The following is a 23136-nucleotide window of genomic DNA, read 5'->3' as shown; positions in this document are numbered from 1 at the left end:
TATAGCGTTATAGTATTAACTATTACAAACGTCGTGTTTGTCGCTTTCGCTTCCCCATTCCGCGCACACCATGACCTGGCTCGCCCTTTTCCTCAGCCTGCCCGCCAAGGCGGGCACCGGTCGCATGCGGGTGTGGCGCGAACTCAAAGCGCTGGGTTGCGCCACCTTGCGCGATGGTGTTTACCTGCTGCCGGACGCACCGGAACATGCGCAGGCGCTGGAGACAGTCGCCGCCGCAGTGTTGGCCGCCAAGGGTACGGCGGAAATCTTCCATCTCAGTGGCCGTGATCCGGCGCAGGACGTTGCCTTACGCGCTTTGTTCGACCGTCGCTCCGATTACGCCGTGTTGGCAACGGCCTTGCGCGACCTGCAAAGCGGCCTGGATACCTTGGACGCCGCCACGGCGCAGCGTCGACTGCAGGCGCTGGAGCGGCGCTTCGCTCAACTGTGTGCAGTCGACTATTTCGCCGGTGAGGCGCAGCGCCAGGTCGGCGCCCGGTTGCAAGATTTGCGCGCGGCACTGATCCGCCATTTCCATCCCGGCGAACCGCATGCGGCACCCGCCAGCCCCATCGCCCGCCTCGACCTGACGCGCTACCAGGGCCGCATCTGGGCCACCCGCGCCCGGCCCTGGGTGGACCGTCTGGCCTCGGCCTGGCTGATTCGCCGCCGCATCGACCCGCAGGCCCGCATCGTCTGGCTGGCTGCTCCTGCCGATTGCCAGCCCGATTGGCTGGGCTTCGACTTCGACGGCGCAGCATTCAGCCATGTCGGAGCCCGCGTCACTTTCGAAACCCTGCTGGCGAGCTTCGGCCTGGACGCCGAAGCTCCGCTCGCGCGCCTGGGTACCCTGGTGCATGCGCTGGATATGGGCGGTTTGCAGGTGGCCGAAGCTCCCGGGGTCGAGGCGCTACTGACCGGTCTGCGCGCCAGCCAGCCCGACGACGACGCCTTGCTGACCGAAGCGATGAAGGTGTTCGACTGGCTGCTGCAGAGCAATCAAACGGAGCCCCGATGAGTTCACCGAACCCCGTTCTCCCCGCCTCGCCGCCGTCTGCGCTCATGCCGCTCACCGCACCGCCTGTGAGCCCNGCCGATGGACAACCTCAAGCTTGCGGGCATACGCGTTGGCCTGATGGACGCCCTCGCCGCCACCGCCGGCGTGCCGCTGGAGCGCCGCCCGGTGGCCGAGTGGGAGTTGCGCTGCGCCGACGAAATCCTGCTCACGTCCGCCACCAAGGAAGTGCTGGCCGTGACCACGCTCGACGAGCGCCAGGTGGGCACGGGCAAGCCCGGGCCGGTGTATGCCGCGCTGCATGCGGCGTATCAAGGCGCAAAGCAGCAGCAGACCGATTAGCAGCCGAACTCGCAGGACAAGTCGCGTCGCCGCCGAGGGCAGCGGCGCACGCCGGTCGTCTCCTGCGCATTCGGTGCGCACTCGGCGTGCACCCAATCGGAGCGTCGCCCACAGACAACGCGCTGGCGGCATGGCGGTTGGGGGTAATACGGCCAGGGTCCGCTGCCCGGCGTCATCTGCGGGACAATCGGCCCATTCCGAACCACCAGTGGCCGTGCCGCGCGCAGGCGCAAGCCCAGCCCCAACTCCCACATGAACACCAAGATGTCCGCAACCCTGCGCAGTGTCAAGCTGGATGGCGACAGCCTGATCGTCTACCCGAGCGATTTCCCCATCAAGATCATGGGGCGCAACGCCGATGGCTTCGCCGAGACCATCGCCGCGCTCGTGCGCGAGCACGCTCCCGACTTCGATCCCGCCACCATGGAGTTGCGCCCCTCCAGCGGTGGCAATTACCTCAGCTGCACCTGCACCATCCGCGCCACCAGCCGCGCCCAGCTCGACGCCCTGTACCAGGCGCTCAGTTCGCATCCGATGGTGGCCGTGGTGTTGTAAGACTCGGCGGATTCATGGCCTGGCATCCGAGATCTGGCGCTGGCATGCAGCAATCGGTTTGCGCGCAATCTTCAAGAGCGACCGGCCGCACGCTCCCGACCCTGTCGGTTTCGTTTCCGCTGGTCGCTTCGGCATCCCACCCAAGGTCGACTTGAGCGCGCTGCAGCCTCTACCCCCGTCCACCCTCGCGCCGCCTGTCGCCCCGCGTTTCACCGAGGCGCTGCTGTTCTGGCTCAAGCTCGGCTTCATCAGCTTCGGCGGCCCGGCCGGGCAGATCGCGGTGATGCACCAGGAGCTGGTCGAGCGCAGGCGCTGGATTTCCGAACGGCGCTTCCTGCACGCGCTCAACTACTGCATGGTGCTGCCCGGGCCGGAGGCGACGCAGCTCGCCATCTACATGGGCTGGCTGCTGCACCGCACGCGCGGCGGCATCGCCGCCGGGGTGCTGTTCGTGCTGCCTTCGCTGTTCATCCTCATCGGCCTGAGCGCTGTCTACATGGCCTACGGCAACCAGCCGCTGATGCTGGGCGTGTTCGCCGGGGTCAAGCCGGCGGTGGTGGCGGTGGTGGCGTTCGCAGTCTGGCGCATCGGCTCGCGCGCCTTGAAGAACGGGGCGCTGTGGCTGATCGCGGCGGCGGCCTTCATCGCCATTTTCGCGCTGGGCCTGCCGTTTCCGGCCATCGTGCTGAGCGCCGGGGTGGTCGGCTGGATCGGCGGACGCATCATCCCGGGCAAGTTCCAGATCGGCGGCGGCCACGCCGCGGCGCACGCCGCATACGGCCCGGCGCTGATCGACGACGCCACGCCGACGCCCGCGCACGCCCGCTTCCGGCCCTGGCGCCTGGCCGCGTTGCTGGCCATTTTCCTGGCGCTGTGGGCCGTGGCTTTCGCGCTGCTTCCCGCTGGCACGCTGCGCGACATGGGACTGTTCTTCACCAAGGCCGCCTATGTCACCTTCGGCGGCGCCTATGCCGTGCTGCCTTATGTCTACCAAGCCGGGGTCGAGCATTTCCACTGGCTCACCGGTCCGCAGATGATCGACGGCCTGGGCCTGGGCGAGGCCACGCCGGGGCCGCTGATCATGGTGGTGGCCTTCGTCGGTTTCGTCGGCGCCTGGACGCACCAGGTGTTCGGCCCGCAGTCGCTGCTGCTGGCGGGCGCGGCGGGCGCCGTGGTGGCCACCTTTTTCACCTTTCTGTCCTGCTTCCTGTTCATTCTCGCCGGTGGCCCGCTGGTGGAAGCCACGCGTGACGACCTGCGCTTCACCGCACCGCTCACCGGCGTCACGGCGGCCGTGGTGGGTGTGGTGCTGAACCTGGCGGTGTTCTTCGCCTGGCATGTGTTCTGGCCGCAGGGCGCCGGGACTGCGCCGTTCGCCGGTGGCTTTCAGTGGTTCGATGCGCTGCTGGCGCTGGCCGCCTGGCTCGCGCTGTGGCGGGGGCGTGCGGGCATCATGACGGTGGTGCTGGCTTGCGCCGCCATCGGCCTGGTTCACACGCTGATGGTTTGAGCGGCCCGTGGCGCTCAAGGAAGCTTGGGGCGGCCCGGCGTTTTCTCTGGAGAAATTGATGGTGTCCCTGTTGCCTGAAGGCACTGTGCCGCAAGCCCGCCTGCTGTTGCTGGGGCGGGCTTTGCGCGCCTTGGTGGATGGTTTTGTCGCGGTGCTGTTGCCGGCGTATTTGTTGGCACTGGGCTTCACCACCTGGCAAGTCGGTCTGCTCAGCACCACGACCCTGCTGGGCTCGGCGCTGCTGACGCTGGCGGTGGGCGCATGGGGCCACCGCGTCGATTCGCGCCGCTTGCTGCTCGCGGCTGGGCTACTCATGACCACCACCGGCCTGGCCTTCGCCGGGCTGTCCGCGTTCTGGCCGCTGCTGCTGGTGGCGTTCGTCGGCACCATCAATCCGGGCTCGGGCGATGTCAGCGTGTTCCTGCCACTGGAGCATGCCCGCCTGGCCCATGCCGCACAGGGTGAGGCGCGCACGCTGCTGTTCGCCCGCTACAGCATGGCTGGCGCCCTGTTCGCGGCCATCGGCGCACTGGCCGCCGGTGTGCCGGCCTGGCTCGCAGCCCATGTCGGCCTCGACCCGCTGCTGGCGCTGCGTGGCATGTTCGTGCTGTATGCGGTCGTTGGCGTCGGCGTGTGGCTGCTGTATCTGCGTTTGCCCAAGGCGCACGAGAATCCCCAGCCGCCGGCCGCACCGCTTGGCCCGTCGCGCCGCAACGTGGTCAAGCTCGCCGCATTGTTTTCCATCGATGCTTTCGCCGGCGGCCTGGTGGTCAACACCCTGTTGGCACTCTGGCTGTTCCAGCGCTTTCACCTCTCGCCGGGGGCGGTCGGCCTGTTCTTTTTCTGCGCTGGGCTGCTGGCAACGGCTTCGCTGCTGGCCGCACCGCACGTGGCGCGGCGCATCGGCCTGCTCAACACCATGGTGTTCACGCACATCCCCTCCAGCATGTTCCTGATGTTGGCGGCACTCGCGCCCAGCCCGCATCTGGCCCTGGGCTTGCTGCTGGCGCGTGCCGCGTTGTCGCAAATGGACGTGCCCACCCGCAGTGCCTATGTCATGGCGGTGGTGACGCCGCCCGAGCGCACGGCTGCCGCCAGCTTCACCGCCGTGCCGCGCAGCCTGGCCGCCGCACTCGGCCCGACCCTGGCTGGCGCCATGCTCGGCGCAGGCTGGCTGGCCCTGCCGCTGCTGGCCTGCGGGGCGCTCAAGATCGGCTACGACCTGGCGCTGCTGAAGACTTTCCGCGGTCTTGGCGGCGAACTTTGATACGCGCCGCCGAGTTTGCGCTGTAATCTCTTCACCTCCATCCGCACCCAGAATGCAAATTGAAATGAACAGGTCGACTGCATGATCGATTCCACCGCCCCACCCATCGCCGCGCTGCGCCAGCAGTTGGCGCAAGCCATCGTCGGCCAGGCTGCGCTGCTCGACCGCCTGGTCATCGCCCTGCTCACCGGCGGCCATCTGCTGGTGGAGGGTCTGCCTGGGCTGGCCAAGACCACCGCGGTGAAGGCCTTGGCGGATGCGGTGCATGCCGGTTTCCAGCGCATTCAATTCACCCCCGACCTGCTGCCCGGCGACTTGACCGGCGCCGACGTCTACCTGCCCGCCACGGGCGAGATGCGCTTCGTCCCCGGCCCGCTGTTTCACGACATCGTGCTGGCGGACGAAATCAACCGCGCCCCGGCCAAGGTGCAATCGGCGCTGCTGGAGGCGATGCAGGAGCGGCAGGTCACGGTGGGCGGCGTCACGCGCGCGCTGCCGCCCTTGTTCCTGGTGATGGCGACGCAAAACCCGCTGGAGCAGTCGGGCACCTATCCGCTGCCCGAAGCCCAGCTCGACCGTTTTTTGCTGCATGTGGCGCTCGACTACCCCAAGGCCGACGAGGAGCTGCGCATTCTCGACATGGACCTGCAACGCCACGCCGACGGCCACCCGGCGCTCGCCCGCCAGGCCCTGGCCATGGACGCCGCCGCCGTGCTGCAGGCGCGCCATGCGGTGCGGCGCATTCACCTCGCGCCCATCCTGCGGCATTACATCGTCGAACTGGTGCGCGCCACACGCGACCCCGGCGCCCATGTGCCGCGGCTGGCCGGCATGGTCGAGGCCGGCGGCTCGCCGCGCGCGGTGCTGGCGCTGGCGCATGCGGCGCAGGCGCTGGCGTATCTGCGTGGGCGCGATTTCGTGCTGCCAGACGACATCATCGAACTGGCGCCGGATGTGCTGCGGCATCGCATCGTGTTGGCGTTGGAGGCGGACTTGCAGGGGCTGACCCGCGATGCCCTGATCGCCGCATTGTTGCGGGCCATCCCCGCGCCTTGATGGGAGTGCTCCATGTCCGGAAACAGCTTTCCGTTGCTGAGCCAGATCCTGCAAGGCTTGCGTGATCAAGTGCTGTCCATCAAGCGCGCCGCTGTGGGCCCGCCGTATCGTCCCTCTCAGACCTTGCATCTGGTGAGCGCCGCCGACTGGGCTGAGATTGCGGCGATCGCCCGCCAGCGCCAAACACCGACGACGGTGGGGCGATTCGCGCGTCACCGCAATCCCGGTGAAGGACGATCAGCGTTCACCGGGCGCGGGATGGATTATGTCGAAAGCCGTGTCTACCAGTCGGGCGATGATCTTCGCAGCATGCACTGGAAACTGCTGGCGCGCACCGGCAAGCCCCACGTCAAGCTGCACGTCGAGGAGCATGCCGGATCCTGGCACGGGCTGATCGACGTGCGCGGCGCGATGGTGTTTGGTACCCGTGTGCGCACCAAGGCGCAGCAGGCGGCGCGACTGGGGTTGCTGGCGGCCGCCTTGCAGGCGCAAGAGTCGCCACAGACCCTGATCGCCTGCACGCTGTGGAACACGTCGGGCTTGCACTGTCGCCAGTTTGGGCGAGGGATCGTGGCCGTGCGGCGGCTGGCGGCTTGGCTGATGACCGAGCCACTGCATGCGCCTGCGCCCGGGGCAAGTCCACGGGTTGACGATGCGGACGTCGCTAAACGTGATTTCATCGCTTGGGTGCAACGCCTGCGCGCGGGCCGGACAATGCCCACGCATGCGATGCTCATCAGCGACTGGACCTGGATTGACGCTGCCACCGCCTCAGCACTGTGGCCGATCGCCGCGGCAGCCGAGGTGCTGAGCCTGCGCGTGCGCGATCCTGTGGAAATCCAGCTTCCCAATCTGCCTCGATCCTGGTTCGTCGATTCCACCAGTGGCAAAGCGGGATGGATGCTGCCAGGGGTCAGGGCGCGGCAGTGCTTCAACGATTCCGCTGAGCGCCATGCACAGGCGCGAGCTCAGGCCATGCGGCGCAGCGGCATCAGGCTGACCGATGTGTTGAGCAGCAGCGATGCGCTCGATGCATGGCGAGCCGTGGGCGCAAGCTTGGCTCCGTCTTTGGCTGAAACGTCGTCCACGCCGCCTGGAGCTCCTGCGCATACCGTCCACAGGGCCAGCCAGTCATGATCGATCGCATTGCGGCGCTGGCCCACATCGTCCCGCCGATGACCGTCTCGCCCCCGGCACCGCCGCCTTGGTTTCAGGCAGTTTGGGGCCTTGTCCTGGCCGTCACCCTTTTGGGGGTGCTTTGCATTGGGTTGTGGGCCGTCTGGCGTACCCGCAAACAGCGTCATGCCATTCGCGTTCTTGGCCGTCTTGGGCGCGGTACCGACATGGGAGCGTTTGCTGATTCGAGCCGCACATCGCACCTCGCCAGTCGGGCCTGGGCCTGCGCGCAGGGTGGTGGGGTGAAGCTGAGCGATCTGACTCCTGCCGATCGTGCGATGCTCGACGCCTTGCGCTACCAGCGTTGGCCAACAGCCGCTGCGATGCCAGGCATGCTCGCGACATTAGCGGCGATCCTACGCCGTAGAGCCTGGCAGCGTTTGAGGCCGGTTCGCTTCAGCGCGAGACGTGCAAGTCCGTGCGTGGAGGCCCAGTCCGATCCGCGGGGTCGGCGTCGACGTAGCGCTTCATGATGGGCGCGCTTTCATTCGCCACCCCGATATGGTCGGACCTGAGCAGGCTGCTGCAATCCATCCAATGGGGCCAGCCACTGGCTTTCGCCTTGGCTCCGCTTCCGGTGCTGTGGGCCTGGCTTCACTGGCGAGGGGCGCCGTTCTTGCAGGATGCCCCGCCACGCCTGGCACTGCTTCACCCGAACTTGCATGGCTTGCTGCATCAACCGCACACGGAACCTCGCCGCGCGCGCTGGTTCCGCCTGTTGCCCGCCCTATCGCTGGCCAGCCTGGTGCTGGCGTTGGCCCAGCCGCAGCGCCTGGGTGCATGGGTAATGCCTCCACCACAAGGCCGGGACATCATGGTGTTGCTGGATACCTCGCTCACCATGAGCATCCAGGATTTACGGTGGAACGGCAAGCCGGCCGAGCGCCTGGCGGTCGTCAAGCAGGTGTTGACGCACTTCATGAGGGCGCGCGTGGGGGACCGCTTCGGCATCATCGCTTTCGGAACCCAGGCGGCAACGCTCCTGCCGCCCACATTCGATCGCCAGCTCGCCGCGGCCATGGTCGCGCGCGTCCGCATCGGCATGCTGGGTGACGACACCGCGTTGGGCAATGCCATGGGCCTGGCGCTGCGCCAGGTGCAAGCGGAAGGGCAGCTCAAACCCGTGTTCATCCTGTATTCGGATAATGGTGCGAGCAATACGGGGCAGATTAGCCCGACACAGGCCGTGGCGCTGGCCAGCGCGCTGGGTGTGCGTGTTTTTACGGTACAGGTTGGCGATACTCCGGCCGATGGAACCCCCTATGAAGTGCCGGCCTATCGGGGGCAGCAGCCCGACATGCGAGCGATCGCCGAGCAAACCGGTGGCCAGTATTTTTACGCGGCAAGCCATGGCGCGCAGGAGGCGGCCATCCGGACCATTGGCCAGCTCACCCCCACGCTGCAGCCCCCGCCGCATCGGCGCCAGGCCCAGCAGCTTTATATCTGGCCGCTATCGGTCGGCTTGTTGGTGTGGCTTCTCGCGCTGTGGCCGCCGCTGGCTCGGGGAGGCCGGCGGCAGCGGGAGGCTGAAGGGGCAGATACCTTGGTGACGTTGCCATGAATCGGTGGCTACTCGGCTTGCAGTGGGCACATCCTTGGGCATGGCTGCTGGCGCTTGTGCCGGCAGCACTTTGGGGCTGGCGTCGATGGCGGCGTGCGCAAGATCGATCTGAGGCGCTAGCTTATGCCGATGCACATCTTCACCCTTGGGCTGTGCTGAGTGGCCAGGGCCGAGTGCCACGCTGGAAGCATGTGGCCGAAGGCATGCTCTGGTTGCTGCTGGCGGCGAGTCTGGCCGGACCACGCCAGCCGCTGGCGCAACCCCGAGATGGTATGCCGCAGAATCGTCACCTGGTCAACGTGATGGTCGTTCTCGACGCATCGCCCAGCATGGCGGCCACAGACGCGCAAGGCCTGTCGTTGATGGAGCGCGCGCGCATCGTTTTGCAGGATTTGCTGCCGACCCTGCGCGGCGAGCGTCTTGGTTTGGTCATCTACGGCCAGGGAGCTGGCATCTTGCTGCCCTGTACCGACGACATGGCGATTTTTCGCCACGCCCTGCAGCAGGCTGACCCCGCACTGCTGCATGACCAACAGGGCGCCGGGCTTCCCGGCGCCCTGGAACTGGCACGCCGAGAGCTGGCGGCGACACCGGGCAGCTCTCGCGCCGTTTTGCTTGTCGCTGGAGCAGACCCTGGACGTCCGGCCAGCCAAGCTTTGCGCAAGCAACTTCTGGCGCAGGCACGAAGCCTGCATGCTGCGCATGTTCCGGTTTATGCCTTGATGCTCAAGCACATGTCCTGGTTAGGAACCTCCGCGTCGGCACTGGATTCGACAGTGATCGAAACCCTCGCCCGTGAAACCGGTGGCAAGACCGCCAATCTTGGGGATGCTCCCTGGCAAGCCCTGTATGCGCACGGGCTCGCCCGGCTTCCTTCCAATCCTGTTCCACCCGGCGATGTCCTTGCCTGGCGCGAGTTTTATGGTGTACCCCTGCTCGGGGCGATGGCGCTGCTGATGCTGCTGAGCTGGCCTGCAGGGGGCAGGTTGCGGAGAACTCCGACGTCTCTTGCCGCAGGGCTGTTCCTTGTTCTGGGAGCGAGCATGATCTTGAGCACGAACCCGGCGCATGCGCAAACGGTGTCCCCATCCATCCGCTACCAGGCGTGGCTCGCCTGGCATGCCACACGTTACGCGCAGGCTTGGCAGTTGTATGCCGCTTTACCCGGTTATGACGCACGCATGGGCGAGGGCGACAGCGCCTACCGCCTCGGGGACTATCCCCAGGCGCTCGCCGCATTCCGCCGTGCCATGCTCGACGCCGACAGCGACGCCCATCGGGCCCAGGCGCTGTACAACTTGGGCAATGCCGCGTTCCATATACCCGGTGCGCTGCGCGAGGCCATTGATGCCTACACGGCAAGCCTGGTGCTGAGCCCGGGCAACCCAGCAGCGTTGCGGAACCTTCGCCTGGCCGAGGCGCAGTGGCGTTTGGAACATCCCGAAAACGCACTCACCGGCATTCGAAAACGTGGGGCGGCGTCATACCAGTCCGCGTTCGGTCAAACCAGCGAACGTTCCCCGTCGCAGATGCGAAACAGACCGAAGCGACAAGACCAACAGCCACAAGCCGATCAGCTCTTGCAGAGCGGTGGGCAATTGCGACCGCAGGCGTCGGGCGTGCAGGTACAGGCCGTGCGACCGGGTCGGTCGCTTGCGGACACGCAAGCGGCGCAGCGCAAGATGCAATTGTTGGAGGACCACGCACCGCAGCTCCTTGGCGGTTTGCTGGAGCAAGACAACAGGCGCGCATTGCAAGCCTTGGAGCCGGCGCCATGAAGATCTCACAGTCGTTCACCATGCGCGTGGGTCTTGCGTGGGTCTTGTTTGCGCGCGTCGCCTGCGCAAGCACCCTGGTGTGCAGCACCGAGCCAGCCAAACCCGTGATTGGTCACGCTGTGAAATGGCGCATCGAGGCCACTGACCTTCCTCAACAATTGCCCACCTGGACTGCCGCTGATTTCGGCAGCGATTGGTTGTTGCATGCACAAAGCGCCTCCCAGTCATCCGATGGCAAAGGCCATAGCACGCAGTCGGCCGAGGTGACGCTGTATCCCATGCGTAGCGGTGAACTGCGCCTACCGCCGCTGTCCTTGGGCGCACGGCATTGCGCGATCTCCAGCGTGGGTGTCGCCGAACACGCGCCGGGCGAGCCGGCCTTGCAAGTCTCTACCCGTATCGAACCTGCGCAGCCGGTCACTGGACAGGTCGCGCGGATCGAGTTGGATGTGGCCGGACCTGGCGGACTGAACTGGGAGCCCGTCGCGGCCCTTTCCACCGACGCGCGCTTGCGCGAGTTGCCGACACTGGACACCAACATATCCATGCATGGCGAGCGGCTGCCCCTGCAGCGCCACACCTGGGCCCTGCTGCCCCTGCGCGCAGGAAAACTGGACGTTCGATTCAGCTTGCTCAAGGCCACTCGCTTTGGCGAACTGGAGATCTATGCTTCCCCCGTCCTGCCGGTCCAGGTCCGGCCCTTGCCGGCGTATTGGCCTGCCGACTTGCCAGTCGGGCCCCTTCTGTTCCAGACGCAGCCAGCTCCGACCACGCTTGTGCTTGGGCAGTCGGGGGGGTTGCGTTTTGAATTGTCGGCGGCTGGGCTCGACTCGAGGGCCATTGGGCGCTTGCTGGCGACGACAAGCCAAAGTGGGGTGCTGAAGATGTACCCGCCGCGCATGCGGCAAATGCCAGGCGCATCGTCGTCACTCGACCAGACGTGGCAGATTGCTTGGCCATTCCGCGTCGAGCGCGCAGGGGCGATCCTCTACCCTCAAGTGCGCATTCCGTATTACGACCCTCAGCTTGGTGCTCCACGCATTGCGTTGATTGCTTGGGGGCTGGCGAAAGCCCAGGACCTTCGGCCCTTGCACTTGGCCTTGGGACTTCTTGCCGCCGTCGCGCTGCTCCTCACGCTCGCTGGCTTGCGCTGGGCATGGTGTACTTTGCAGCATGCGAAACGGCGCAATTTCTGGAGGCGCATTGCGAAAGATCATGACCAGATTGCATTGCTGGTTCTTTGGACCAAAGCCAGACGAACAAGGCCAGATCATGATGCTTCCAAGATGACCATCAGGACATGGTTGACGCAAGAGCAGGGGGCGCATCGAGGCATTGATGCTGCGCACTGGCGTTTGGCCGAGCAGATCGAGAAATATCGCTATGGTGATGATGGGCCGATAGAAGGGTGATGGATAGGAGTGTTCTTCAATCTCCTCTCCGTCATGGCCACAAAGCACAAGCAGATGGTGAGACGAGATCAGTGGAACGGATCGCACCACAACCTATTGATCTTTCCGTAAATCATGACAACCGTTGAGCTGGTCATGCGTTGTACCGATATTTGGGAAGTCGGGGACGCGAGACATGGTGACGAAACGATTGGACGAATCTGTGCGGCGGCGCTTGCGAGCCGCTCGCATGTTGTTGGCGGGCAAGACGCCCGCGCAGGCTGCACACGCGGTGGGTGTGGCGCGCCAGACGGTGTACACATGGAAGGCGTTGCTCGATGAGGGGGGCATCGAGGCGTTGCGAGCGATGCCCGGGCGAGGCCGGCCGGCGCGTCTGGATGATGAGCAGTTGCAGGCACTGGGGCGAATGCTGCTGCAAAGCCCAACCGAGCACGGCTTCGGCACCGAGTTGTGGACGCTCAAGCGCGTGGGCGCGCTCATCGAGCGCCAGCACGGCGTCAAGTTCAGCCAGACCCAGATCTGGCGCATCCTGGGCGGATTGGGGTTCTCGGTCCAAAAGCCCGATCGCCGCGCCATCGAGCGCGACGAGGACGCCGTGCAGGCCTGGAAGCGCAAGACCTGGCCTGCGCTCAAAAAAAAGCCAAGCGCCAAGGGCGACTGATCGTCTTCATCGACGAGTCGGGCCTGAGCGAGCGACCCACGCGAGTGCGTACCTGGGCACCCAAGGGCCAGACGCCGATCATCCAGTTCCACTTCAACTGGACCCACATCTCCGTGATCGCCGGCCTGACATCCACGAATTGCATGTTCCGGCTGCACGAGGGCAGTATCAAGAAGGAGCAGCACGTCGAATTCCTCAAGGCGCTGCGGGCGCACTTGAAACGGCCGTTGCTGATCATCTGGGACGGGTTGAAGGCGCACCGCAGCAAGCTTGTGCGCGAGTACCTGGACTCCACCGACGGCGCCATGCAGATGGCGTTCCTGCCGCCGTACTCGCCGGACCTGAACCCGGTCGAGTACCTGTGGGCCTGGCTCAAGCGCCACGCGCTGGCCAACTTCTGTCCGGCCAACCTCAACGAACTCAACACGACCGCCCGTGCCAAGCTCAAGAGCGCTCAGCGACGTCCGTCCATCATTGCCGCCTGCTGGGTCCAGGCGGGTCTGTGGTGATGTCGCTATTTACGGAAAGCTCAATAATGTCGTGAGTTAGAAGTTCGAAGACAAAATCTCTCGATACTGGCGAGGATGTCATCACTTCAGGCGTTTCTCTGCTGCTTGGAACGGTGCTGTATGCCTTGTTCATTCCATCGATGGCCAACATGCAAGGCAACTCCATTACCGGCGTGCCATCGATCATTGGATTCGTCATCCTCCAGAATGGCCTCGACGCTTTCTTCGGCATCCTTACGCGCCAGGTGAGGGTGGCGCTCAGCCAGGCGGTCGATCAGTTCGGAGCGGAAGCATCATGAGAGGAAGCGGGGCAAATCGCAAGTGTAGGTGTGGGGGATACGCAAACTGACGACGGCGGGTGTTGAGCCTGTATTTTCGCCGCAAGGCTTACCGACCGAGATCGCCCTGCTGGCGAGACGGAGGTACCCGAGAGGGGGAACGCGGGGCAAGAGAAGCCGCCAATTGCTTGGCCTCTGGAATATCCCCGACAGCGTGGGCTGTTGAAATCAAGATCTCCCGATCTGCCTTGGCCAGCGTCCCGAGATCGCCATCATTGAAATAATTCAGGGCCTTGAGGCACTGCGTGGGCTGGAAGTTCGGCTGGAACATCTGCCGGGCGATGCCCAGTCCTCGATCGAGCGCAACACCTGCGCGCAGCATGGCGGCAATGTCCTGGTAATCCTTGGCTTCCGCCCGCTGCAAGATCACCTTGAGTTTGGTACCCATCAAATCATCCAGCGACGCCGCGCAGACCACGCCATCCTCGGTACGCTGTGCCTTGCCGAAGCGGCCAAAGCCGATGGTTCCGAAAAACGAAACCTGAACGGGCCTGTCGCTGGTCTGCGGCATGGTGATGAGCGCGGTATAGGCGTTCGGCGCATCCTGAAGCACTTTGGCTGCGGCCAGGCATGGCAGTGACGTCATGATGGCCGCCTTGTCCAGCGGCTTCTCGGTGAAGAAATCAAAGTCCACCGAATGGCGATGCCCGATGCGCAAGGCGATGGCCGTCCCACCATAGAGAACGAGGCCCAGCTTGACCAGTGGCTTCAACTGCGGCCAGAGTTCACGCTGCGCCGGTGGCAGAATGTCCAGACGCGGGCGAAAGCTCATGAGAGCAAACGCTGCGGCAGCGCCGGCATCGACTGGTTTGGACTCACCAGCCCCAGGCGGTAGTGCCAGAAATGCCAGGACGGCGGGCTGAACCAACCGGCCTCGGCGTGTCGCAGTGCGTCACGCAGGGCATCATGGCCTAGAGCCTTCTCCATCGCGCGCACATCGTCCCAGTCGCCCATATCCATGATTTGCGCGACCAACCGTCGCGGATAGAGCATGGCGTCCTCGGGCTCTTTCCACCAGATGTAGGTGCGAGCCAGGCGGAGCAACAAATCGGATGATGCGGGCGTCAAAGCGTTTTCCATTCCATGGGTCGATGGGCCAATTTTACGGCGCAGTTCCTTGCATGGCATGCACTTCGTCCCGCCCCACCACCCCCCAATTCCTGCTGTCAAACGAGTCTTTCGGCCGCCCTGACCCATACGTCCAATACTGCCCAGGCCCGAGCTTCGTCTCGCCGAAATCCACCGGCAGCGTCAAACCAGGCCAGTCCTTCGGATGCGCAATCGGCCGACTCATCGGCAACATCCGTCCGTTGATCGTCACCCCTGCCGCCGTCACGTCCACCACATCGCCCGGCACGCCGACCACCTCCTTCAGAAACGGCGCGCCGCCGTTCGGGCACGAACCAGGAACCATGAACGGTTCCAGCTTCACGGGCGGGCAGAAGGCAATCAGATCGCCGCGCTGAATCACGGTGTCTGCAGCAACCGGCTTCATGCGGTAGACCCCAACCGGCTCACTCGGCGTGAGGTTGACGCGCCAGCCGGTCGCCCAGGCCGAGCCGATGGCCGACGCCACGACCGCGCCGGCAATGAGCGGCCAGCGCAGGCGGTTCCAGTGGGGACGACGAATGTTGAGGTTCATTTCGCCCCTTCAATCCTTGCCCCTGCCCGTCTCCACCGGCGCCGCAATCGCGCACCGCGCCGCGAACTCCGGATCTTGGTAATAGATGATCTTCTTGGCATAGATCGGCGCATGCCCAGCCACGAAGATCAGATCGTCCTCGGGCGGCAGGCGCATGCACTCGTCGGCCGTCAGCAGCGGGCGCTGCACGATCTGCTCGTTGGTGTTGACGTTCTGCAGCACCACGGCCAACCTGTTGCCTGAATACTGCCGCTGGGTGTGCTCCACCGTGGCCGTGCCCGCCATCTTCGACAGCAGCTCCGCCGTCTCGATCTTGTTGGGCGCGTAGGCAATGCGGATGTGAACCGCCCCGGGTTTCGTGGAGGCTGGTTGGTTTAAGTCATGCCGGAATGGCGTGGTGACTGGCTTGTTGCCGCCAGTAGTTTGCCTCAGCTTCTGCCGGAGGGATACCCCCAATTGGTTTGAGCAGTCGGGTGTGGTTGAACCAGTGCACCCATTGCAGGGTGGCAAGTTCTACGGCTTGCCTGGTTTTCCAGGGTCCGCGGCGGTGAATCAATTCGGCCTTGTACAGCCCGTTGATGGTCTCGGCCAGGGCGTTGTCATAGGAGTCTCCTTTGCTGCCCACTGAGGGCTGGATGCCTGCCTGCGCCAAGCGTTCGGTGTACTTGACGCTGACGTATTGCACTCCTCTGTCCGAATGGTGGACCAAGGCATTGGCAGCGGGCCGACGCGCGTACAAAGCCTGCTCCAGCGCGTCCATCACGAAATCGGTCTGCATGGATGTGCTCACCCGCCAGCCAACGATGCGTCGGGCAAACACGTCGATGACGAAGGCCACGTACAGCCAGCCTTGCCAGGTGCTCACATAGGTGAAGTCCGACACCCAGAGCTGGTTGGGCCGCTCGGCTTTGAACACCCGGTTGACGTGGTCCTGTGGACATGGCGCGCAAGTGTCGGGTACCGTGGTTCGCACCTTCTTGCCCCGCCGGGCACCCTGCAGCCCCAGGCGTTTCATCAGCCGCTCGACCGTGCAGCGCGCCACCCGATTGCCCTCGCGGTTCATCTGCAACCAAACCTTGTCAGCTCCATACACCTAACAGTTGGCGTGCCACACACGCTGGATGTCGGCAGCCAGCGCATCGTCGCGCTGAGCACGGGCGCTGCGCAACTCGGGGTTGCGCTGGCGGGCGGCATGGCGCCAGTCACACGACGGGGCCATCTGCAGCACTTTGCAGATGGGCTCGACCCCGTGCATGGGGCGGTGCTGGTCGATGAATCGCTTCAGCCCTTCAAACGGCGGTCGAGCTCCGCCTGGGCGAAAAAAGCACTCGCCGCTTTGAGGATGTCATTGGCCCGGCGCAATTCCTTGTTCTCGCGCTCGAGTTGTTTGAGGCGTTCACGCTCGCTGCTCGTCAGGCCGTCGCGCTGGCCTGTATCGACTTCCTCGCGCTTGACCCATTCGAGCAGCGTCTGTGGCACGCAGCCAATCTTGGGGGCCATGGATTCGACTGCGGCCCACAGCGAGGGGTACTCGCCTCGGTGCTCCTGGACCATGCGTACCGCGCGCTCGCGCACTTCGGGGGAAAACTTGTTCGTCTTGTTCATGGCTCCATCTTCTCAAAGGTTGGAGCCTCCTCAAAACCCGGGGCGGTTCAGTGCAGGTTGATCGGGAAACTGCAAATGCTGATCGGCTGCTTTGGCGTCGTGGCCGGCGGCGATCTTGCGATTGGCCCGCACCAGGATGTCAAGGGACGCCGCTGTTTCCGCAGTATCGGAAAGAGAAAGACGCGAGGGCGCTGCAAGCGCTGACCGCGTCCGCTTCGCCTTGCGAACCGCAAGCCGAACCCATCGCGTCCATGCGAGCAGTTGGGCAAGCTTCTTGAGCCCGTCTTCCAATTCCAGCGAGGTCATGCCGACAAGGATGCCGCGCTGATATCCCTTGATGCCGCCTATCGACAACGCAAAGCAGGTCAGGTCCGCGACGCCTCCCAGTTTCACTTTGCCCAGGTTGGCGGCGTAGCACTCGGAATCGCCCGCAGGCTTGCTTAGATTGACCTGCTGCCAACTCGCTGTTTCCACCCGATCCTTGGGAAGGGATGAACGGACGCCGTCCCGAGCTCGTGCAAATTCAACCCTGCGGGTCGGATCGACTTCTACAACATAGTGCAGCTCGCTGCGGCCGCTTGCTTCCAAGCGTTCTACGATCTGCGCTGCTGCTACCGTACGGAAGCTGCACACGATGACGCCGCTGCGCGCCTTGGCCTGTTCAAGAAGAGCCATGGCCGTGTCTGCACGCGAGGATTCCCCACCCAGATTCAGCTCCTGCTCGGCCGTGAGCACGTCCCCGCTGAGCCGGTAAAGCCTCATGTGCGGTGCGCCGGTTTTTTTGCCTTGGGCGCGCAAGTGGCCCGCCACCTCTTCGATGATCCAGATCGGTCCCAGATCGGCCGTCGCCGAACCGACGCCCGTCAGCATCTGCGGCTCGAATACACATGGCGCGGCTGGCTCCGGCAAGTCAAAAGTCACTGCACTCATGCTCCGGCCATCCGAGGGGGGAGGGGAACAACAGCCGCCGGGAAGTGGAGAGGCAGTTGCTCCAGGGCAGGGAAGCTGCTGGCCCACGCAGCCTGCAGCTGCTCTGCGAATGGACGCATGGGAACCAATATGGCGGGGGCATCAAGGTCGGGTTCGCGCGTCAGCAGACTCACTTCGCCGCGCTCGACGTCAACGAGAAGACGCCGGTCTGCCAGTAAGGGCCAGCTGGTATTGCGACACAGGGAAAACAGGCCCGTCGAAGCGGTAGCCAGTGCCCCGACGCTGATGCCCATCACCTTGACCAGATGTCGAACCACCAGCAATGCCAGCGCGTCTCCAGGCGCAAAGCATGGCGTATAGCCGTTCAACCCAGCGAGCGGAGGCAGGACCTGTCGCCAGTGGCGCAGAGTCTGGTCCGACAGATGCGCCACCTGAGCGACTTGTTGTGGGGTGAGCTTTAGCATAGTGTCATTGTATTCCGCAGTCATCCTGTTGTTAACAACAGAATGGACGGTTGCCGAGGATCTGTACACTGCGAAGCTTCAACCCGACGGCTTCGCAGCCGCCTTCGATTTTCGGTATGCTTTGCGACGGTTGATGATGGTGTTCCCAGAGACGCTTCCCCGCAAATTGCTCCATCTCCCGCGCCAGCAAAAGGTCCGCGGTTCTGACGGTAAAAGCGACGGTAAAGCCCCATGTCGATCGAAGCCAAGTCCTTTAACCATGCGGGTTTGGAGACCTTGTTGATGATGGAGTGGAACAGCCATGCGCGCAGGATTCGGTTTGATCGGTTTGTTGCTGGCGCTGCTCATCGTCGCCTGGCTGGCCAAGACCGAGTTGGCACCACGGCCAGTCGCGCCGCAAGCAGGCGGCGCGACGGCATCCGCCCCGCAGGATTCGAGCATCAACACCCCGGCGCAAGGCGCGGCGGCGCTGGACCAGTTCAAGCAGAAGCTGAACCAGGCATTGCAGACCAGGCCGGTGAACACGCCTTCGTCGCCTTCAGCGCGCTGACATGACCACGGCGATGACCGAAGCCGGCGCGGCCGACATCGCGTTCATGCGCCTGGCGCTCGATCAGGCGCAGAACGCCTGGCTGCTGGGCGAGGTGCCGGTGGGCGCGGTGATCGTGCACCAGGGCAGGGTGATCGCCACGGGCTACAACCGGCCCATCAGCGACAGCGACCCCACGGCCCACGCGGAAATCATCGCCCTGCGCCAGGCCGCCAGCCTGCTCGGCAATTACCGCCTGCCGGGCTGCACCCTCTACGTCACACTGGAGCCCTGCGCGATGTGCGCGATGGCGCTGATGCACGCGCGACTGGACCGTGTCGTGTTCGGCGCGCACGACCCGAAAACGGGTGCCGCCGGCAGCGTGCTGAACTTGTTCGATGAACCGCGCCTGAACCACCATTGCGTTTTGCACGCCGATGTCGAGGCCGAGTCCTGTGGGCGCCTGTTGCAAGATTTTTTCCGTGAGCGCAGAAGCCAGTTGCGGCAAGCGCGCGATGCTGCAGCCGTGGATCGGGCCACGCCGGCCGACGCCGACGGCGATGTGGGCAGCGAAGATGCCGAGAGCCGCGTGCACGCCACGGGGATCGACGTGCAGCACCTCGACGAAGCCGGTGATGTAGGCGCGATCCCGCCGCAGGCTTAGCCTGGTGCGATTGGCATGGCCTCGTTGCGGCGCCGTCGCTACCAGTTTGCGCGCAGTTCCAGAGCCGCCAGGCCTGTTTCATCAACCACTTCTCGTTTTTAGGCGATCTTCCTCATGACTGCGACACACGGTCCCCATCAAACCCACCCACGCGGCCTGCTGCGGCTGATCTCCCCTTCTGGCGCGGTGCCCGAGCCGCAACGCATCGAGCGCGCGGAGCAGCATTTGCAGGCAGTCGGCTTTCGCGTGCAGCGTGACGCGCAGGCTTTGAGCCGCGTGCAGCGCTTTGCCGGCACCGATGCGCAACGCCTGCAGGCCATCCACCGTGCCGCGCGCAGCAAGGCGCACGTGGTGCTGGCCACACGCGGTGGCTACGGCCTCGGCCGCATCCTGCCGCGGCTGGACTACTCCTTGCTGGCCGAGGCCATGACCCAGCGCCGGCAATGCTGGGTGGGGCATAGCGATTTCACCGCGCTGCAACTGGCGGTGCTGGCGCAGACCGGCGCCGTCACCTACAGCGGACCGATGGCGGCTTACGACTTCGGCAACGAGAAACTCGACGCCATCACTGTGGACAGCTTTCTCGACGCGCTCGACGGCAGCCAGGAGGCCGTAGGTTTCACCTGCGACGACGCCCCGCGCGGGCTGGACGCCGCAGGCGTGCTGTGGGGCGGGAACTTGAGCCTGGTGGCCAGCCTGGTGGGCACCCCCTACCTGCCGAAACTACGTGGCGTTCTCTTCCTGGAAGACGTTGCCGAGCAGCCCTACAGCGTGGAGCGCATGTTCATCCAACTCTTGCACGCCGGTGTGCTGCAGCGGCAAAAAGCCGTGGTGCTGGGCGCGTTCACCGAGTACAAACTCACCGCGCACGATGCCGGCTTCGACCTTGCCGCCGCCGTCGCCTGGCTGCGCGCCCAGCTTAAAACCGATGGGGTGCCGGTCATCACCGGCCTGCCGTTTGGCCATGTGCGCACCAAACTGACCTTGCCGCACGGCGCCAAGTGCCGGCTGGTGCGCGATGGGGGCGAAGCCTATCTCGTGTTTGCGCACGGACATGGTTGAGGCGCGGAGGTTTCAGGCGCCCATCCCAGATCCTGATTTCAGGTCCCGATTCGCACCACGATTTTCCCCATCGCCTCGCGCTTGCTGAGCCGCGCGATCGCCTGCGCGGCCTGATCCAGCGTCACCTGTTCCGTGATCTGCGGGCGCACGCTGCCCGCCGTGAACCATTGCAGCAATTGCCGCACATTGCCGGCATGTTGCTTCGGGTCGCGTTGCACCGCCTCGCCCCAGTAAACGCCGAGAATCTGGCGCTCTTTCAGCAGCGCGAGATTGAGCGGGATGCGGGGAATGTCGCCCGCCGCGAAACCCACCACCAGGTAGCGGCCACGCCAGGCGGTGGCGCGCAGCGCGGCTTCAGCGTAGGCGCCGCCCACCGGGTCGAGCACCACGTCGACGCCTTTGCCGTCGGTCAGCGCCAGCAGGCGTTGGCGCAGGTCTTCGCTGGCGTAGTCCAGCAGTGCATCGGCACCATGCTCCTGCGCAAGCTGCAGCTTGGCCTTGCTGGATGCAGCGGCGATCACCCGCGCGCCCATGGCCTTGGCGATGTCCACCGCGGCCACGCCCACACCGCCACCAGCCCCGAGCACAGCCAGGGTCTCGCCGGGCTGCAACAGCGCCACGTCTTTCAGCGCGTGGATGGATGTGCCGTAGGTCAGCATGAACGCCGCGCCTTGCTCGAAGCTCATGCCCGCAGGCAGTGGCATCACGCGGCGCGCATCCACCGCGCAGCGCTCGGCCAGGCCGCCGTGGCCAGCGAAGGCGATGACGGCGTCGCCCGGCTTGTAGGCCGTCACGCCGGCGCCCGCTTGCAGGATGGTTCCGGCAAACTCGGCGCCGGGCGAAAAGGGTAGGGTCGGCCTGGTCTGGTAGAGGCCCTGGACGATGAGCGCATCGGGAAAGTTCAGCGCGCAGGCGCGCACCGCGACGACCACCTCGCCGGCTGCTGCCATGGGATCGGGCGCGTCTTCCAGGCGCAGGGTGTCGATCGGGCCATAGGGCGTGCACAACAGGGCTTTCATCGGGACACCTCGGCTGCGGCGGGTGGAGTGGGTGAAGCTGGCGGCGTCAGCGGCGTGGGATTGCGGCCTTGCACCATGTCCTGGCAGCGCAGTTCCACCGCCTGCAGAATTTTGCGGTGCGGCACGATGTAGAACTGCCCTTGCTCCACGGCAGAGAACGTGATGCGGGCGATGTCGTCGGGCGTGAGCTTGCCGGACTGCACCGCCTGGGCCATGCGCACCGCGTAGGCGGTCGATTGTGGCGACAGTTCGGGCTCGGCGCCGAAACGCGGCTGCCGATGGCGTGCGCTCTGGTTGATGCCGGTGGGCACCCAGGCCGGGCACAGCACCGAAACGCCGACCTGCGATTTCTGCTCGGCAAGCTCCGCATACAAGGTTTCCGACAACGTGACCACGCCATGCTTGCTCACGTTGTAGGCCGCCATGCCGGGGCTGGATACCAGGCCCGCTGCGGAGGCGGTGTTCACCACATGGCTGGGCTCGCCTTGCTGCTGCATGCGCGGCACGAAATGGCGAATGCCGTGGACCACGCTCATCAGATTGACGCCCAGCACCCAGTCCCAATCGGCGGTGCTGTGCTCGGTGGTGAGTCGGCTGCAGCCCACGCCGGCGTTGTTGAACAGCAGATGCACGGCGCCGAAACGGGCGAAGCTGGCATCGGCCAGGGCGGCCACATCGGCTTCGCGGCTGACGTCGGCGGCGTGCAACAGCAAGCGCTCTGGCGGCAGGCCGAGGCTGGCGGTGGCTTGTTGCAAGCGGTCGACGTCGAGATCGGTCAACACCAGCTTCATGCCGCGCCCGGCCGCCTGCCGCGCCAGGGCCAGGCCGATGCCACCAGCGGCACCGGTGATGACCGCAGTCTTGTCTTGAAAATTCTGCACGGCCAATCCGTTCGAGAGTGTCAGGAAGGGCGTGCCGTTCAGGCTGGATCGAACACGATGACGCCGCGGGCATTGCGCCCGGCCTGCAGGTCGGCGAAGGCTTGCGCGGCTTGGTCCAGCCGATAGCGCTGGGTGATGAGTTCATCGAGTTTCAGGCGTCCGGCGCGGTACAGCGCAATGAGCCGGGGAAAGTCTTGTCGCGGCCGTGCCGAGCCGTAATAGCTGCCGGTGAGGGTCTTCTCCTCGAAGGTGAGGCTGGCGGTGCGCACGCTGGTGGTATCAGTCTGGGCGGCCACGCCCACCACCACGGCCGTGCCGCCTTTGCGCAGGCTGCCATAGGCCTGCGCGGCGAGCGTGCCGAGGCCGACGCATTCAAACGCATAGTCCACGCCGCCATCGCTCAGCCGCTTGATGGCCTTGACCGCATGGGGTTCGACGCTGGCATCCACGGTGTGGTTGGCGCCGAACAGGCGCGCGAATTCGAGCTTGTGGGCCATGGTGTCCACCGCGATGATGCTGGCGGCCCCGGCGATGGCGCAGCCCTGGATGGCGCTCAGGCCGACGCCGCCGCAGCCGAACACGGCCACCGTCGATCCGGCCTGCACCCGCGCGGTGTTGAACGCCGCGCCCACCCCGGTCATTACGCCGCAGGCAATCAGGCAGGCCGGCTCCAGCGGCATGGCGGCATCGATCTTCACCACGTTGTCCACGTGCAGCGTGGCGTATTCGGCCATCACGCCGCAACCGGAAAACACCGACAGCGGCTGGCCGGCAGCGTCGAACGTGCGCACCGTGCCGTCGGGCAGGGTGGTCAGCGCCCGGGCGGCCTGGTCGCACAGTTGCGGCCTGCCGGTCTGGCAATAGCGGCAATGCCCGCACATGCTGACGAAGGAACTCACCACGGAATCGCCAACGGCGAATTCAGTCGCGCCTTCGCCGACCTCGACCACGATTCCGGCGCCTTCATGCCCCAGCACCAGGGGCGGCGCCATGGGAATGGTGCCGTTGGTGGCCGAGAGATCGCTGTGGCACACGCCGCAGGCGGCGAGGCGGATGGTGACTTCGTTGCGGCGCGGTGGCTCGACGCGAATGGTCTCGACTTCAAAAGCGCGTTCCGGGCCACGGCAAACCACGGCGCGGGCATGGCGTGCAGGCATGCG

The 23136-nt window shown here is 65.3% G+C and carries 24 protein-coding genes, 1 pseudogene and 1 other annotated feature; of the genes and pseudogenes, 15 read left to right on the top strand and 10 right to left on the bottom strand.

From position 1 onward, the window contains the following. The first annotated feature begins 70 nt into the window (after nucleotides 1-70). The 12 genes from THIX_RS13025 to THIX_RS23435 all read left to right on the top strand — a co-directional run bounded on the left by THIX_RS13025 (nucleotide 71) and on the right by THIX_RS23435 (nucleotide 13141). Nucleotides 71-1018: a chromate resistance protein ChrB domain-containing protein gene (locus tag THIX_RS13025; protein ID WP_112486541.1), complete on the top strand. Its 948-nt coding sequence runs from the start codon at nucleotides 71-73 to the stop codon at nucleotides 1016-1018. 78 nt (nucleotides 1019-1096) lie between these two features. After that, the gene (locus THIX_RS13020; RefSeq protein WP_112486540.1) at nucleotides 1097-1357 is read left to right on the top strand and encodes a hypothetical protein; all 261 of its coding nucleotides are present in this window, start codon (nucleotides 1097-1099) and stop codon (nucleotides 1355-1357) included. A gap of 264 nt (nucleotides 1358-1621) precedes the next feature. Next, entirely contained in the window at nucleotides 1622-1912 is a 291-nt protein-coding gene (locus tag THIX_RS13015) for a YbeD family protein (protein WP_112488356.1), read from the top strand. 133 nt (nucleotides 1913-2045) lie between these two features. Then, complete coding sequence (gene chrA, locus THIX_RS13010) at nucleotides 2046-3422, top strand: chromate efflux transporter (RefSeq protein WP_371413004.1); 1377 nt, start codon at nucleotides 2046-2048, stop codon at nucleotides 3420-3422. A gap of 58 nt (nucleotides 3423-3480) precedes the next feature. Next, nucleotides 3481-4689: an MFS transporter gene (locus THIX_RS13005; protein WP_112488354.1), complete on the top strand. Its 1209-nt coding sequence runs from the start codon at nucleotides 3481-3483 to the stop codon at nucleotides 4687-4689. Between the two features lie 81 nt (nucleotides 4690-4770). Continuing rightward, nucleotides 4771-5745, top strand: coding sequence for a MoxR family ATPase (locus THIX_RS13000; RefSeq protein WP_112486539.1), 975 nt, complete (start codon nucleotides 4771-4773; stop codon nucleotides 5743-5745). Between the two features lie 12 nt (nucleotides 5746-5757). Further along, on the top strand, nucleotides 5758-6882 hold the full coding sequence (locus THIX_RS12995) for a DUF58 domain-containing protein (RefSeq protein WP_112486538.1): 1125 nt from the start codon (nucleotides 5758-5760) through the stop codon (nucleotides 6880-6882). A gap of 757 nt (nucleotides 6883-7639) precedes the next feature. Then, the gene (locus THIX_RS12990; RefSeq protein ID WP_233224551.1) at nucleotides 7640-8482 is read left to right on the top strand and encodes a VWA domain-containing protein; all 843 of its coding nucleotides are present in this window, start codon (nucleotides 7640-7642) and stop codon (nucleotides 8480-8482) included. Between the two features lie 203 nt (nucleotides 8483-8685). After that, on the top strand, nucleotides 8686-10260 hold the full coding sequence (locus THIX_RS12985) for a VWA domain-containing protein (protein ID WP_158540884.1): 1575 nt from the start codon (nucleotides 8686-8688) through the stop codon (nucleotides 10258-10260). Nucleotides 10261-10379: 119 nt separating this feature from the next. After that, nucleotides 10380-11672 (top strand): hypothetical protein, encoded by a 1293-nt coding sequence (locus THIX_RS12980; protein ID WP_233224550.1) that lies wholly within the window; start codon nucleotides 10380-10382, stop codon nucleotides 11670-11672. A 175-nt stretch (nucleotides 11673-11847) separates the two neighbouring features. After that, a protein-coding gene (locus tag THIX_RS12975) for an IS630 family transposase (protein ID WP_112485457.1) occupies nucleotides 11848-12842 on the top strand; the annotation gives its coding sequence in 2 pieces (ribosomal slippage) (nucleotides 11848-12313 and nucleotides 12313-12842; 996 coding nt in all). Nucleotides 12843-12991: 149 nt separating this feature from the next. Then, complete coding sequence (locus THIX_RS23435; protein WP_233224549.1) at nucleotides 12992-13141, top strand: hypothetical protein; 150 nt, start codon at nucleotides 12992-12994, stop codon at nucleotides 13139-13141. A gap of 88 nt (nucleotides 13142-13229) precedes the next feature. Here the strand turns inward: THIX_RS23435 and THIX_RS12965 are convergent, their stop codons facing one another. The 7 genes and pseudogenes from THIX_RS12965 to THIX_RS12935 form a co-directional block, all read right to left on the bottom strand. Next, complete coding sequence (locus THIX_RS12965) at nucleotides 13230-13892, bottom strand: nucleotidyl transferase AbiEii/AbiGii toxin family protein (protein ID WP_199195294.1); 663 nt, start codon at nucleotides 13890-13892, stop codon at nucleotides 13230-13232. A gap of 56 nt (nucleotides 13893-13948) precedes the next feature. Next, nucleotides 13949-14248 carry a hypothetical protein gene (locus THIX_RS12960; RefSeq protein ID WP_233224548.1) on the bottom strand — a complete coding sequence of 100 codons (300 nt, stop codon included), beginning with the start codon at nucleotides 14246-14248 and terminating at the stop codon, nucleotides 13949-13951. Between the two features lie 34 nt (nucleotides 14249-14282). Continuing rightward, nucleotides 14283-14822 carry a S26 family signal peptidase gene (locus tag THIX_RS12955; protein ID WP_112486531.1) on the bottom strand — a complete coding sequence of 180 codons (540 nt, stop codon included), beginning with the start codon at nucleotides 14820-14822 and terminating at the stop codon, nucleotides 14283-14285. Nucleotides 14823-14831: 9 nt separating this feature from the next. Beyond that, nucleotides 14832-15278, bottom strand: coding sequence for a type IV secretory system conjugative DNA transfer family protein (locus THIX_RS12950; protein WP_233224547.1), 447 nt, complete (start codon nucleotides 15276-15278; stop codon nucleotides 14832-14834). After that, a pseudogene (locus THIX_RS12945) lies at nucleotides 15202-16427 on the bottom strand (IS3 family transposase). The gene THIX_RS12950 and the pseudogene THIX_RS12945 overlap by 77 nt, the downstream one beginning before the upstream one ends. Next, nucleotides 16033-16149: a sequence feature (AL1L pseudoknot), on the bottom strand. Its footprint overlaps the pseudogene before it by 117 nt. Nucleotides 16428-16457: 30 nt before the next feature. After that, entirely contained in the window at nucleotides 16458-17357 is a 900-nt protein-coding gene (locus THIX_RS12940) for a hypothetical protein (protein WP_146748547.1), read from the bottom strand. Further along, the gene (locus THIX_RS12935) at nucleotides 17354-17821 is read right to left on the bottom strand and encodes a hypothetical protein (RefSeq protein WP_158540882.1); all 468 of its coding nucleotides are present in this window, start codon (nucleotides 17819-17821) and stop codon (nucleotides 17354-17356) included. The genes THIX_RS12940 and THIX_RS12935 overlap by 4 nt, the downstream gene beginning before the upstream one ends. A gap of 301 nt (nucleotides 17822-18122) precedes the next feature. Between THIX_RS12935 and THIX_RS12930 the strand changes: the two genes are divergently transcribed. From THIX_RS12930 to THIX_RS12920, 3 genes are all read left to right on the top strand, one after another. Further along, complete coding sequence (locus THIX_RS12930; RefSeq protein WP_112486528.1) at nucleotides 18123-18371, top strand: hypothetical protein; 249 nt, start codon at nucleotides 18123-18125, stop codon at nucleotides 18369-18371. Nucleotide 18372: 1 nt separating this feature from the next. After that, a complete protein-coding gene (gene tadA, locus THIX_RS12925; RefSeq protein ID WP_112486527.1) occupies nucleotides 18373-19014 on the top strand; it encodes a tRNA adenosine(34) deaminase TadA in 642 nt (213 codons plus the stop codon). A gap of 114 nt (nucleotides 19015-19128) precedes the next feature. Continuing rightward, on the top strand, nucleotides 19129-20076 hold the full coding sequence (locus THIX_RS12920) for an LD-carboxypeptidase (RefSeq protein ID WP_112486526.1): 948 nt from the start codon (nucleotides 19129-19131) through the stop codon (nucleotides 20074-20076). Between the two features lie 38 nt (nucleotides 20077-20114). Here THIX_RS12920 and THIX_RS12915 read toward each other — a convergent pair whose 3' ends face one another. The 3 genes from THIX_RS12915 to THIX_RS12905 are packed head-to-tail and all read right to left on the bottom strand — an operon-like array spanning nucleotide 20115 to nucleotide 23133. Next, the gene (locus tag THIX_RS12915) at nucleotides 20115-21095 is read right to left on the bottom strand and encodes an NADPH:quinone oxidoreductase family protein (protein ID WP_112486525.1); all 981 of its coding nucleotides are present in this window, start codon (nucleotides 21093-21095) and stop codon (nucleotides 20115-20117) included. After that, nucleotides 21092-21976 (bottom strand): SDR family NAD(P)-dependent oxidoreductase, encoded by an 885-nt coding sequence (locus tag THIX_RS12910; RefSeq protein WP_112488353.1) that lies wholly within the window; start codon nucleotides 21974-21976, stop codon nucleotides 21092-21094. The genes THIX_RS12915 and THIX_RS12910 overlap by 4 nt, the downstream gene beginning before the upstream one ends. A 38-nt stretch (nucleotides 21977-22014) precedes the next feature. Next, nucleotides 22015-23133: a zinc-binding dehydrogenase gene (locus tag THIX_RS12905; protein WP_112486524.1), complete on the bottom strand. Its 1119-nt coding sequence runs from the start codon at nucleotides 23131-23133 to the stop codon at nucleotides 22015-22017. Between the last annotated feature and the right edge of the window lie 3 nt (nucleotides 23134-23136).

The organism is Thiomonas sp. X19, assembly GCF_900089495.1.
In the GTDB taxonomy this organism is placed as follows: Bacteria; Pseudomonadota; Gammaproteobacteria; order Burkholderiales; family Burkholderiaceae_C; genus Thiomonas_A.
Note: the sequence above shows the minus strand (reverse complement) of the source record. Positions and strands in the feature narration are given on the sequence as shown.